This is a genomic window from Bradyrhizobium sp., from assembly GCF_027451485.1.
In the GTDB taxonomy this organism is placed as follows: Bacteria; Pseudomonadota; Alphaproteobacteria; order Rhizobiales; family Xanthobacteraceae; genus Bradyrhizobium.
This window is the reverse complement of record NZ_DAIDJE010000185.1, coordinates 1-11854: the sequence shown is the minus strand read 5'-3', so window position 1 is coordinate 11854 and position 11854 is coordinate 1. Positions and strand designations below refer to the sequence as shown.

Annotated in this window: 10 protein-coding genes and 1 pseudogene; 7 read left to right on the top strand and 4 right to left on the bottom strand. The window is 62.2% G+C overall.

Annotation, left to right across the window (positions count from 1 at the left end; translation table 11 throughout):
• Positions 1-2196, top strand: a 2196-nt coding sequence (locus NEZ08_RS22260) for an HAD family hydrolase (RefSeq protein WP_298111887.1), incomplete at its 5' end; no start/stop codon positions are given.
• A 131-nt stretch (positions 2197-2327) separates the two neighbouring features.
• A complete protein-coding gene (locus tag NEZ08_RS22255; RefSeq protein WP_298111885.1) occupies positions 2328-3482 on the top strand; it encodes a 2OG-Fe(II) oxygenase in 1155 nt (384 codons plus the stop codon).
• 169 nt (positions 3483-3651) lie between these two features.
• Here NEZ08_RS22255 and flgH read toward each other — a convergent pair whose 3' ends face one another.
• Genes flgH through flgF form a run of 4 tightly spaced genes read right to left on the bottom strand, consistent with a single transcriptional unit; the run spans position 3652 to position 7062 of the window.
• Positions 3652-4365 (bottom strand): flagellar basal body L-ring protein FlgH, encoded by a 714-nt coding sequence (flgH, locus tag NEZ08_RS22250; protein ID WP_298111883.1) that lies wholly within the window; start codon positions 4363-4365, stop codon positions 3652-3654.
• A gap of 47 nt (positions 4366-4412) precedes the next feature.
• Positions 4413-5480: a flagellar basal body P-ring formation chaperone FlgA gene (gene flgA / locus NEZ08_RS22245; protein ID WP_298111892.1), complete on the bottom strand. Its 1068-nt coding sequence runs from the start codon at positions 5478-5480 to the stop codon at positions 4413-4415.
• 11 nt (positions 5481-5491) lie between these two features.
• The gene (gene flgG, locus NEZ08_RS22240; RefSeq protein ID WP_298111882.1) at positions 5492-6286 is read right to left on the bottom strand and encodes a flagellar basal-body rod protein FlgG; all 795 of its coding nucleotides are present in this window, start codon (positions 6284-6286) and stop codon (positions 5492-5494) included.
• A gap of 11 nt (positions 6287-6297) precedes the next feature.
• Positions 6298-7062: a flagellar basal-body rod protein FlgF gene (flgF, locus tag NEZ08_RS22235; protein ID WP_298111889.1), complete on the bottom strand. Its 765-nt coding sequence runs from the start codon at positions 7060-7062 to the stop codon at positions 6298-6300.
• Between the two features lie 374 nt (positions 7063-7436).
• On the opposite strand from flgF, the gene fliL reads away from it, so the two are divergent.
• The 5 genes and pseudogenes from fliL to NEZ08_RS22210 form a co-directional block, all read left to right on the top strand.
• Positions 7437-7931, top strand: coding sequence for a flagellar basal body-associated protein FliL (fliL, locus tag NEZ08_RS22230; protein WP_298111880.1), 495 nt, complete (start codon positions 7437-7439; stop codon positions 7929-7931).
• 18 nt (positions 7932-7949) lie between these two features.
• Positions 7950-9152, top strand: coding sequence for a flagellar motor switch protein FliM (gene fliM, locus NEZ08_RS22225; RefSeq protein ID WP_298111877.1), 1203 nt, complete (start codon positions 7950-7952; stop codon positions 9150-9152).
• Positions 9149-9607: a DUF6468 domain-containing protein gene (locus tag NEZ08_RS22220; RefSeq protein ID WP_298111875.1), complete on the top strand. Its 459-nt coding sequence runs from the start codon at positions 9149-9151 to the stop codon at positions 9605-9607. Before fliM ends, NEZ08_RS22220 begins: the two co-directional genes overlap by 4 nt.
• Positions 9604-10368 carry a flagellar protein FlbB gene (locus NEZ08_RS22215; RefSeq protein WP_298111872.1) on the top strand — a complete coding sequence of 255 codons (765 nt, stop codon included), beginning with the start codon at positions 9604-9606 and terminating at the stop codon, positions 10366-10368. Before NEZ08_RS22220 ends, NEZ08_RS22215 begins: the two co-directional genes overlap by 4 nt.
• 344 nt (positions 10369-10712) lie before the next feature.
• Positions 10713-11854: pseudogene (locus tag NEZ08_RS22210) on the top strand (tetratricopeptide repeat protein); the annotation flags it as partial.

The following is an 11854-nucleotide window of genomic DNA, read 5'->3' as shown; positions in this document are numbered from 1 at the left end:
CTTTTCATTACTATGGCTGAAATGATTCTCCGTCGCTCCCGCTTCATTCATCTGTTGCCTGTCGGCCAGGACCGCACGCTGATCGTGCATGCCGTCAGCCAGATGCGCCTGCCGGCCGACCGCGATATCACGGCGCTGCTGGAATATTTTGCCGAGGGCCGCCGCATCCCCGAGGATTGCGACGCGATGGCGGGGCTGCTGGCCAAATCCTCCGAGCCGCCGGCCGGTTTGCGCCAAGCGGTCGAACGCACCGTGATGGAGCTGAAGTCGCGCCAGATCCTCACCGAACTGAGCCCGGAAGAAGAGCTGGCGGCGATCGGAGAGGAACTCTCGGCGAAGCATGGGCGCGATCCCGCGGAAATGCTCGAGAGCTACCGGCGCAAGCTGAAGGAGGGCGGTGCGGACTATTGGGCGGTCGGCTCCTCCTATGGTCTCGATGATTTCAGCGGCTCGCGCCAACGCGTCGACGCGCTGCTGTTCGGCGATTGCGACATCCAGATGGAGGCCGATTTCCTGCGCCGGGAAGCTGCACGCCGCGGCATCGATCTGCATGTCGCCGCAACCTTTCCGGACGACATTCGCTTTGCGGGTGAGCACAAGCATGACGTGATCTTGGTCGGTGCGCTTCGGGTACGACATCTGGTCGCCGAAGACCTCGAGAACGGGCTCAATCCGCACGCCCCTTATATTGCCTACGCGACCGAGCTTCTGACCAAGCTTCGCGAAATCACGTCGGCGCCGATCCTGATCGACAATTTGCCCGAGCCGACGGTGCAGCCGCTGGGCCTGGCCGAACGCGGCGTCAAGGGACATCGCACACGGTTCCGCCTGACCAATGTGGCGCTGGCTGAAGTCGCGGTCGCCTTTCCTGATGTCTATGTTGTCGATATCGCCGCCGCGCTGGGCTCGGTGGGATCAGAACGTATGCTCGACGACGGTCAGGTCGGCTTCACCCATTTCGGTTCGCCCGGCTGGATGCTGCAACGGCCTGAAAGCGAGAAAGCGGCGGTGCACGGCATCTTTCCGGATGTCGCGCCGCTGGCGCATGCGCTTGGCGGCGACGCCTATGGCCGCGAGGCGGTGACGGCGGAAAAGCATATCGACGCGCTGGTCACCGTAACCGGCATTGGCCGCAAGAAATGCGTCATCCTCGATCTCGACGGCACGCTATGGCCTGGCGTGCTGGCAGAGACCGGCAGTCCGTTTGCGTGGTCTGCGGAAATCTCCGGCGCGTTTTCCTATATCGGCCTCTATTTCGGCCTGCACGAAGCGCTGAAGTCGCTCAAGAAACGCGGCATCGTGCTCGCCTGCGTCAGCAAGAACGACGAGGCGACGGTGCGCGAGCTTTGGAAATATCCGGACCACTATCCGAAGCAGCGACTGCTGACGCCGGACGACTTCGCCACGTGGCGCGTCAACTGGGACGACAAGGTCGGCAATATCCGCTCGATCGCCGAAGAACTCGGCTTCGCCCTCGATGCTTTCCTGTTCATAGACGACAACCCGGTCGAGCGGGATCGCGTGCGGCAGCGGTTGCCGGAGGTCGAGGTCTGGGGCGAAGACCCTTTCAGCCTGCGTCGGCGCCTGCTCAACGATCCGCGCTTGCAGATTCCGGTGGTGACCGCGGAGGCCGCTTCCCGCAGCGAACTCGTCAAGGCGCAGATCGCGCGCCAGCAGCTGCGCAGCGAGACGATGGGGGAGGCAGAATACATCGCGCAGCTGCAGATCAAATGCGCGATCGAACGCCTGACGGCATCATCGCCCAAACTGCAACGGGTGGACGAGCTGTTTCAGCGAACCACCCAGTTCAACACCACGGCGCGAAAATTCTCTTCAGGCGAACTGGCGGCGCTGGCCGACAATCCGAACGCGCGGCTGTTTGCGATCGAGGTGTCGGATCGCCTGGGCGATTACGGTCTGGTCGGCGCAGCCGTAGTCGTCGGAGGCGAGATCGTGGGGTTGGCCATCAGTTGCCGTGCGCTCGGCATGGGCATCGAGCACCGCTTCCTGCGCCACATCCTGGACGAGATGAAGGATGGTTCCTCGACGCTGTCGGCGCGAATTATTCCGACGTCACGTAACATCCCGGCGCGCAACATCTATCGCGACAATGGCTTCATTGAAGTCGAGCCCGGTTTGTGGCGGCTCGAAACGCTGGCGGCGGGTGAAGCGCGCGCGCCGACGGCTGCGGAATAGCGCTTTTTGTTTCATGTGTTTGCCGCGGCGGCGCGCGCAATGTTCAGAAATACCTCCAGTAACGCCTATAAAGATTCCATTAAGATTACTGAATTATTGCCCAAAAGATCTTCACGGCAGGGACGCCATCCATGAGTGACATCAAGAAAGACAGCCCGCGTATCATTCTCGGCGACCCTGTACCGTGGTTTTCGCTCCCGGTTTTGACCGGTGGATCGTTCGATTTGCAGGCCAGCGCCGGCCGCTGGGTCGTCCTCGGTTTCCTCGGTTCGCTGGACGACCCGCGGGCGATGACCGAAGCGGCGGAGCTCGCAAGCCTCGTCGCCACGTTCAGCGAGGATCACCTGGTCGGCGGATGCGTGTTCACGGGATCGGCCGAAAACGCCGAGCGTCTTGCCGCCATCTCAAACGGCATGCTGTCGTTAATCCGCGACCAGGACGGTGCCGTCAGCCGGTCGTTCGGCGCAGACGAAGTACCGCGCACTTTTATACTCGATCCGATGCTGCGAGCGGTCGCCGATATCGCCTGGGACAATCCGCAAGGGCACGCGAATATGGTTCGTACCGTGGTGCAGGGGCTGCCGGCGGTCGAGGATTCTTCGGGCGTTCCGATGTTCGCGCCGGCGCTGCTGGTGCCGCGCGTCTTCAGTTTCGGAATCTGCGATTTCCTGGTCCAGTTCTACGAGACGCAGGGGGCGGTGGACTCCGGATTTCAGTTCGACCTTGAGGGCAAGACGGTCACCTTGTCCGACTGGCGGCTGAAGCGGCGCAGCGACGTTGCGGTCGGCGTCCCCGAGGTTCGCGAGCTGATCCGCGACCACATCGTTCGGCGCCTGGTTGGTCCGATAGAGCGGTATTTCCAGTTCAAGGTAACGCGGATGGACCGCTATATTGTCGCGTGCTACGACAGCGCAGTCGCCGCCCATTTCCATCGTCATCGCGACAACATCAACGCCGGCGCTCAGCATCGCCGCTTCGCGCTCTCGATCAACCTAAACAAGGATTTTGAGGGCGGCGACCTGATGTTTCCCGAATTCGGCCGCAAGACCTACCGGGCGTCCGAAGGCGGCGCGCTGGTGTTTTCCTGCGGCGCGCTGCATCAGGTGACGCCCGTCACAAAGGGCAAGCGCTACGCCTTCCTGGCGTTCATGTACGGCGAGGAAGACGTCGCCAAACGCGAGGCCAACAACGCAAAGCTGCACGCCGGCGAATTGCGGTATTCCAGCGGGCGCGATCGCCTGTTCCCGGAAGAAGCAAAGCCGGAGAGCATTGCTTCGGTCGCCTGAGCTTTCTGCGCGAGAGAATTTGAAAACGGATCGTCGGCGGCGATCCGCTTTTCTGCGTCGGCTCTCCCTGCCGCCATAACAATTGCGGCCTCCGGCAGGGGAGCTGACGGAGGCCGCGTTGAACATCTCACCGCGCCTAGGTTCGCGGTGCGATGTGGGAGCTCTTGAATTAGAAGGGCAGCAGCACGTCCATGACCTGGGTGCCGTAGCGCGGTTGCTGGAGATCGCTGAGTTCGCCGTGACCGCCATAGGCGATGCGGGCCTGCGCGATCTTGCTTGAATCGACGGTGTTGTCGCTCTGAATATCCTCTGGCCGTACGATGCCCCCGACGATCATCTCGCGCTTTTCGTAATTGACGCGAATCTCCTGTTTGCCTTCGATCACCAGGTTGCCGTTCGGCAGAACCTGGGTGACGACGGCGGCGACGTTGGTCTGCAGGGTTTCCTGCCGCACGATCATGCCTTGGCCGTTGGTCTGGGTTATATCGTCCGCCGTCAGGGTCCGCCCGGTCAGGGCGCTTTGTCCGCGTTGTCCGAGCAGGGTCGAGCCCAGAAACGCGGTGACGCCGGTATCTATGGTGTCCTGGCGCTGACGCTGGGTCTGGTTGGCCCAGTTGGCCTGGTCGTTGATGTTCATCGTGACGGTCAGAATGTCGCCGACTTGATGGGCGCGCTGATCCTTGAAGAAGGCCCGCGACCCGTTTCGCCACAGCGAGTTGGGGTTGTAGGACACCGCTTCCGGCTTGGGCATCGGCATCTGCACCGGCTTGTAGCCCGGCTGCGTCGTCGGATCGTCGATCGACGACAGCTTCGGCGTTTCGCCGATCTGTGAGAGCCGATCGATTCCGGAACAGCCGCTGGTGATGCTGACAACGGTCAGCATGGACCCCGCGAGCGCGATACGTCTGAACTTTGAAACCAACATCTATGTTACTCTGCTCTTGAGGTCGTCTGGGCGTTATTGCGGCTGGCTATGGAAACAGGTGCCTCGGCCCCGTCCGAGCCGATCGAGGCGGTGGCGTCGCGATAGCTGGGCACCGCGATCGAGATCGCGACCTTGTCGCGGCCGACAACTGTACCGGATATGGTGCGCTTGGATTGCAGGTTGAGCACGGTGACGGTGTCGCCTTCGCTGCCGGTGTCGACCGCCTTGCCCCGTGCGGTGAGATAAATACCTGCGGTTTCGTAGATCAGCGTGACATTGTCGTCTTTCTGCACGAGATCCGGCTTGGCGATATCGGCGACCCGCAGCGGTTGGCCGGCGCGAAGCGGCCTGCGCATCTGCATGCCGACGGCGTGGCCGCGGGTGGCGGCGGCGTCGCTGCCCATTTCGGCTTTCGGGCGCCGCTCGACGACAACGTCGGACGCTTTCAGCACCTCGCCGCGATCGACGTTGCGGGTCAGGACCGCCGCGTCGAGCATTTCGACGGCGACGCCGGAAAAGCGCAGCCGCGTACGCGTGCTGTTGTTATCGTTGCTGATCTCGAAGGTGACGTCGAAGCGTCCGTTGCGGGGGTCGTAATGTGCACGAACCGGCTCGAGAGCGCCGTTGTTCCATGCCTCCAGGCGGACGTCCTGCAAGTCTCGGTCGAAGGTCAAGCTGAGATCGGCCGCATCGCCAAGCCCGCCGCGGTGTTCGATCGCGTGCGCCACCTGCGATTCAATCTCCTTGGCGCCGATGGTGCGCGCCAGCCGCGTGACGGTCACCGACTTGATGCCTCTGGTGTCGACCCCGATCACCTGATGCGCCTGGAGCACGCTGATGATCTGTGCGGTCGGCAGTGTGCCGGTGGTGCCGAGGTCGGGGGAGCGGTAGATGGCGATCTGTGCGGCCATCCCGGCGTTCTCGACCATGTCGCCCACGCGCACGATGTCGCCCTCCACGTTCACTTGGGCACGAAGCACCGGCGTGGCGATGGCGTCCTCCTTTTCCTGCGCCTGCGCGAGTGAGGGCGCTGCAACGAGCAGGGCGGCAATCAGGATCGAACGCACAATCATCATCTACTCCCTTAGCGGAACAGCGCGGTCGCGGACTGCATCATCTGGTCGGCGGCATTGATCACCTTGCCGTTCATCTCGTAGGCGCGCTGGGCGGCGATCAGGTTGGACATCTCCGACACGACGTCGACGTTGGAGTTTTCGAGGCTTCCCTGGTTGATGGTGCCGAAGCCCTGAAGGGTAGCGATGCCGTCCTGCGGTTGGCCCGACGACGGCGTATCGACGAAGTTGTTGTTGCCGACCGGCTGGAGGCCGGCCTTGTTGACGAAGCGCGTAAGCGTCAGCTGGCCGATGATCTGCGAGGTCAGCGACGACGATCCCTGCGGCTGGACGGAGACCTGGCCCTGGGCGTTGACGGTGAGGCCCGTTGCATTTTGCGGGATGGTAATCGTCGGCTGAACCGGATTGCCCTCCGCATTGACGATGCGGCCGGTATTGTCCATCTGGAACGTGCCGTCGCGGGTGTACTGAAAGGTGCCATCGGGCATCAGGATTTTGAAGAAGCCCTCGCCTGTAATGGCGAGGTCGAGATCGTTGCCGGTCTGTGACAGCGTACCTTGCGTCATGGCCCGCGGCGTTCCCACAGTCTTGACGCCGCCGCCGATGTCGATGCCGATGGGAAGAATGGTGCCCTGTTGCGAGGCCTGCGCGCCGACCCGGGCGATGTGCTGGTAGATGAGGTCCTGGAAGTCCGCGGTTTGTTTCTTGTAACCGGTGGTCTGCAGGTTGGCGATGTTGTTGGAAATGACCTGGACCATCAATTCCTGGGCGGCCATCCCGGTCGCAGCAGTGTGGAGTGCTTGCATGGTTCGTCTCCTTAGGCGGGCACGTCGGCAAGCTGCTGAATGGCGGTTTTCTGCAACTCGGCCTGTTGGTTCATCATGTTTGCGACCGCGCTGTAGGTGCGGGAGACCTCCATCATGCGGCTCATCTCCGCGACGGCGTTGACGTTGGACTTTTCGATGAAGCCCTGCCGCACCGTGGATTTGGTATCGGCTTGCGGCGTTCCGCCTTGGCCGGCGGAATAGAGGTTCAAGCCTTCCTTCAGCATCTTCTGCGCGTCGGTAAAGCTGACGAGACGAAGCTGGCCGCGAAACGAATCGGTCCGGTTGGTGCCTTCGATCACCGTGATGGTGCCGTCCGGCGTAATGTTGATGTCGTGGTCGGTCTGCTGAAAGATAATCGGGCCGTTGGCTCCCAGAACCTGATTGCCGCCGGCGGTCACGAGCTGGCCCTGATTGTTGATCTTCAGGCTGCCGTCCCGCGTGTAGCGCTCGCCGCCCGTCGTCTGCACGGCGAGGAAGGCGGAGCCGTCGATGGCGATATCGAGCGGATTCTTGGTCTCTTCGGCCGCGCCCTGCGTCATGTCGCGATAGGTGCCGCGGTCCTCCACGAAACTGACGCGGCGGTCGCTGGCGACAAAATTGTCTTCGTGGGCGGGCGTGTTGAGATAAGCCTCAAACAGCGTGTTGTCGGCCTTGTAGCCCGTGGTGTTCACGTTAGCGATATTGTTGGCAATCACGTCGAGCTGCCGCTCGAGCGCGGTTTGCCGCGATAGTCCGATGAGAAGCGCATTCTCCATCGCCAGATTCTCCCCTTCAAACGATCCGGCAGCGTTGCCCTCCCAGGCGGCTTTTCGGATCCTTCGAACCACTTGAGGCTCTCCCAAGCCCGCGCGGTTCGTCCAAGATCACAGCGAAACCCGTGCCAATTCTGAAAATGAAATCATTTCAGATGGTTGGATGATCGAAAGGGGTGTGTCGGGGGCGGCAATAAGGTCTTGTTGACCATGTTTGCCCGGCAACTTTTTCCCAGTTGGAGGGCAAATGAAAGCTTCCGTTAACCATTGTTACCGTAGCGTTCAACAACGAGCGCAGGACGTGCCGCGTTGTATCGCGTCAAAGGGGTCGCCTGTCGGCATCTAATCCTTTTCTTGACGTCGGAGCGGCCCTGGCGATGGCAGACAATGAAGCGGACGGCGCTGCGGAAGCAGCGCAAGCGCCTGCACCGAAAGGCAAACTCAAGATGATCCTGGCGGGCGCCGCCGTGCTGGCCATCGCCGCCGGCGGAGCAACCTGGTTCTTCTTCATGCGCCACCACAATGAGGCAACGCACGCCGAGGCGGCTGCGCCGCCGCCGAAGCCACCGACCTATGTCGAAGTGCCCGACATGCTGGTCAACCTGATCGGCCTGCCCGGCGAGCGGGTGCAATATCTGAAGGCCAAGATCGTCCTCGAAGTCAAAGAGGAGAAGCAGGCCGAGGCGATCAAGCCGTCGCTGCCGCGGGTGACCGATATCTTCCAAACCTATTTGCGTGAACTGCGTCCCTCCGATCTCAACGGTTCGGCCGGACTGTTCCGCCTCAAGGAAGATCTGACGCGGCGGGTCAATGCCGCGGTCGCGCCGAACCAGGTCAGCGCGGTGCTGTTCAAGGAAGTCGTTATCCAGTGACGGTGCGGATCTGAAGACATGGCGGGCAATGATCCAGTCGACCAGGATGCGATAGCTGCGCAATGGGAAGCGCAGCTCGACTCGCAGGATCCGGCCGAAGCCGCTGCGGAAGCGGAATCGAACGAGCTGTCCGAGACCATGGCCCTGCAATGGGCGGCGATGGTCGAAGACGGCAGCCGCGACTTCGGCACCGGCAAGAACGGCGGCGAACGCGTTCTGTCGCAGGAGGAAATCGACAACCTGCTCGGTTTCAATGTCGGCGAGGTTAACCTCGACGACAATTCCGGCATTCGCGCCATCATCGACTCGGCGATGGTCTCCTACGAGCGTTTGCCGATGCTCGAAATCGTCTTCGACCGCCTGGTGCGGCTGATGACGACCTCGTTGCGCAACTTCACCTCCGACAATGTGGAAGTCTCGCTGGACCGTATCACCTCGGTGCGTTTCGGCGATTACATGAATTCGATCCCGCTGCCGGCGGTGCTGTCCGTGTTCAAGGCCGAGGAGTGGGAAAACTTCGGGCTTGTCACCGTCGATTCCAGCCTGATCTACTCGATGATCGACGTCCTGCTCGGCGGCCGCCGCGGCCAGACCTCGATGCGGATCGAGGGACGTCCTTACACCACGATCGAAACCAATCTGGTCAAGCGCCTCGTCGAAGTGGTGATGACGGATGCCGAACAGGCGTTCCGGCCGCTGTCGCCCGTGACTTTCACGATCGACCGCCTCGAAACCAATCCGCGTTTTGCTGCGATCAGCCGCCCCGCCAACGCCGCCATCCTGGTCCGCCTGCGCATCGACATGGAAGACCGCGGCGGCAACATCGAACTGCTTCTGCCTTATGCGACCATCGAACCGATCCGCAACGTGCTGTTGCAGATGTTCATGGGCGAAAAATTCGGCCGCGATCCGATCTGGGAAGGGCATTTTGCCACGGAGGTCGCGCAGGCCGAGATTTCCGTCGACGCCGTGCTCTACGAGGCCGACATCCCGCTCAAGCAGCTCATGAAGCTGAAGGTGGGCGACACCCTGCCGCTGGAACTGCGCGCCGATGCCCTGGTGGCCGTGCGCTGCGGTAACGTGACGCTTACCGAGGGGCGGATGGGCCGGGTCGGCGACCGCGTCGCCATCCGCGTCGCCAAGCAATTGCGCAAACCGAATACGACATTCGCCATGTTCGAGAAGGCCGACGAGCAGACCAAGATGATGGAGGCCCCATGAGCCATTCGCTCGGAATCGCGATCGAGAGCCTTGTTGCTTGTTTGCTAATGATTACGATCGCTTACTGCATGCTGTTGAACAAGCGCCTCAAGCGGCTGAAGGCCGACGAGCATTCGCTTAAAGCGACCATTGCCGAACTGATCACAGCCACCGAGATCGCCGAACGGGCGATCGGCGGCCTCAAGCATACCGTGCGTGACGTCAACGAAAACCTCGGCACGAAGTTGACCGCCGCGACCGAGATGTCAGAGCAGTTGAGGAAGCAACTCGGCGAATGTGACAGCGTGGTTCGCCGTCTCTCCAAGATTACCAGCGCGGCGCGTCCCTCGACGACGCCAGCCGCGCCGGAGCCTCCAAGCTTGCCGGCTCCCGCTCCGGTGCCGAGTGCGAAAGCGTTGGCGGCGGCTGCTCAGGCATTTTCCGAACGTCGAAGGTCCAACGGGCTGGCGGCATGAAACCGTTTCGTAACATTCGCGTCCTTCCCGTTGTTCTGGTTGCCGTCTTCGGTCTCGCGGTCCTGAAGATTGCGGGCCTGGTGCTCGAGGGCGGATACGTCTTCGACTATCGATCAGACGCAACCAAGCCGTCATGGGCCCAGGAGAACATCAACTTTCCCGGCCGCAGCAATGCTGAGGTTTCCGACATCACCGGTTCGGTCGAAAAGCAGAAGGAGAAACCGAAGGAAGAGGCCAAGCCGGATGTGGCCAAGGCTGAAACCACCACGCAGAGCGAGCCAGCGCAGCCGGTCTCGGCGTCGGAGCGTGCGATCCTCGAGCGGTTGCAGGCGCGGCGTCAGGAACTGGAGACGCGGGCGCGCGAGATCGACATTCGCGAGAGCCTGTTGAAGGCGGCGGAAAAACGCGCCGAGGGACGGGTCGAGGAGATGAAGGCGATCGAGGCCCGTATCACCGGCGCTGCCCAGCAGAAGGCCGACGAAGAGGCTGCGCGCTTCAAGAGCATCATCACGATGTATGAAGGCATGAAGCCGAAGGACGCCGCCAAGGTGTTCGACCGGCTGGAAATGCCTGTGCTGTTCGAAATCGCCTCGCACATTGCGCCGCGCAAGATGGCCGATATTCTCGGCCAGATGTCGCCAGATGTCGCCGAACGGCTGACCGTCGAAATGGCGCGCCGGGCAGGTGGTGACAAGTCCGGCTCCGACGCCGATCTTCCGAAGATCGAGGGCAAGGTCGTGCCGCCGCCGAAGCCCAATTAGCTGACATATTTAATATGTCCTTAAATCGCTGTTCCTAGATTCAAGTGCTGGCGAATGCGTGGGTCTCGCAGCCGCCCGCGATCGGACGAACCGGAAGGCTGGTGCGGCGAATTTGAAGTTCCTGTCAGTTGCAGCGCGTTCTTGTAGGAACTTCAAATTCTGAAACCGCACCAGAAACGATAACTTGCCAGAGCTCCTTTGATTCCGAGGTTCGCATCAAAGGCCGCCGCGACACCGTGCGAACCTCGGAGCTCTTGAAGCGAATGGCGCGAATGGATGCCGCTGGGTTTTGGTCGCGAGGACGCGCCTGCGTGCGCGCGATCCGGCTTGGGCGCGCCCGATCCTTGAGTCGCACCGCAGGTCTCTTGCTTGGCGCGCTGACGTATATCGCTTTTTCGGCGCCGGCCCTCGCGGCAGACCCGGTCAATGCGGAAGCATCGTTCTCGTCCGGCGGCGGTTTTGCCCGGCTCGTGATCAAGTTTGACGAAGATATCAACTCGGAAGTGGCAACGGCCGGATCGATCCTCGTGATCCGGTTCGAGCGACCCGTCAATATTTCCGTCGATCAACTCGGCGAATTGGTGCCCGACTATGTCGGCGCGGCGCGCCGAGATCCGGACGGTTCGGCGATCCGCCTCTCGCTGGCGCGTAAAGTGAAGATCAACACCATGACTGCGGGCGAGCGGTTGTTCGTCGATCTCCTGCCGGATACCTGGAAAGGGCCGCCGCCGAGCCTGCCTGAGGACGTGGTGCGCGAGCTCTCCGAACGCGCCCGTGCAGCCGAGCGAGAACTCCGCCAGGAGCGGGCGCTGTCGGAAGCCAAGAAGCGAGCGCCGGTGCGCGTGCGCGCCTCGGTTCAGCCGACGTTCGTGCGCTTTATTTTCGAAATGCCGAATGGCGTCGGCGTATCCTCGGTGCTGAACGAGCAGAAACTGAAACTGCTCTTCACCAAGCCGCTGACCTTCGATATGGCCGACGCCAAGATCGCGGCGCCGCCGAACGTGGCCTCGATCACGCAGAAGATCGAAGGCGAAACCGCGGTCGTGGAACTCGCGATGGTCGGCGACGTCGACGTCCACTCCTTCCGCGAAGACAAGAATTACATCATCGACGTTGCCTTCCAGCAGCCTGACAAGGCGCTTCTGCCTCAGGCTTTGACTGGTTCCGCGCCGGCCCTCGGGGCCGAAAACAAAATCGCTGCCGCTCCGGCGGCGCCGGCTGCTTCGGTGGCGGCGGCCGCGGTGACGCCGCCGCCGGTCGCCGCCGAAAAGCAGATGACGGCTGAAAAGCCGGCGGCCTTGCCGCCGCCCGCGCCGGCAGCGGAAAAACCGATGGCGCCTGTAGCCGCGAAGCCGGTGGCGACTGAGAAGCCGACGATTGCGCCGCAGCCGCAACAACCGCCACAAACCGCCAACCCTCAGGCGCCCGCCGAACCCAGCGCCGGCCCAGCACCGAAGACCGCGGCGGCGCCCGAGACCGCCAAACC

Coding starts and splice junctions, on each gene's coding strand:
- NEZ08_RS22220 (WP_298111875.1), top strand. CDS start 9,149: ATGAGCCATTCGCTCGGAATCGCGATCGAGAGCCTTGTTGCTTGTTTG.
- flgA (WP_298111892.1), bottom strand. CDS start 5,480: ATGATTGTGCGTTCGATCCTGATTGCCGCCCTGCTCGTTGCAGCGCCC.
- flgG (WP_298111882.1), bottom strand. CDS start 6,286: ATGCAAGCACTCCACACTGCTGCGACCGGGATGGCCGCCCAGGAATTG.
- NEZ08_RS22255 (WP_298111885.1), top strand. CDS start 2,328: ATGAGTGACATCAAGAAAGACAGCCCGCGTATCATTCTCGGCGACCCT.
- fliM (WP_298111877.1), top strand. CDS start 7,950: ATGGCGGGCAATGATCCAGTCGACCAGGATGCGATAGCTGCGCAATGG.
- NEZ08_RS22215 (WP_298111872.1), top strand. CDS start 9,604: ATGAAACCGTTTCGTAACATTCGCGTCCTTCCCGTTGTTCTGGTTGCC.
- fliL (WP_298111880.1), top strand. CDS start 7,437: ATGGCAGACAATGAAGCGGACGGCGCTGCGGAAGCAGCGCAAGCGCCT.
- flgH (WP_298111883.1), bottom strand. CDS start 4,365: ATGCTGACCGTTGTCAGCATCACCAGCGGCTGTTCCGGAATCGATCGG.
- flgF (WP_298111889.1), bottom strand. CDS start 7,062: ATGGAGAATGCGCTTCTCATCGGACTATCGCGGCAAACCGCGCTCGAG.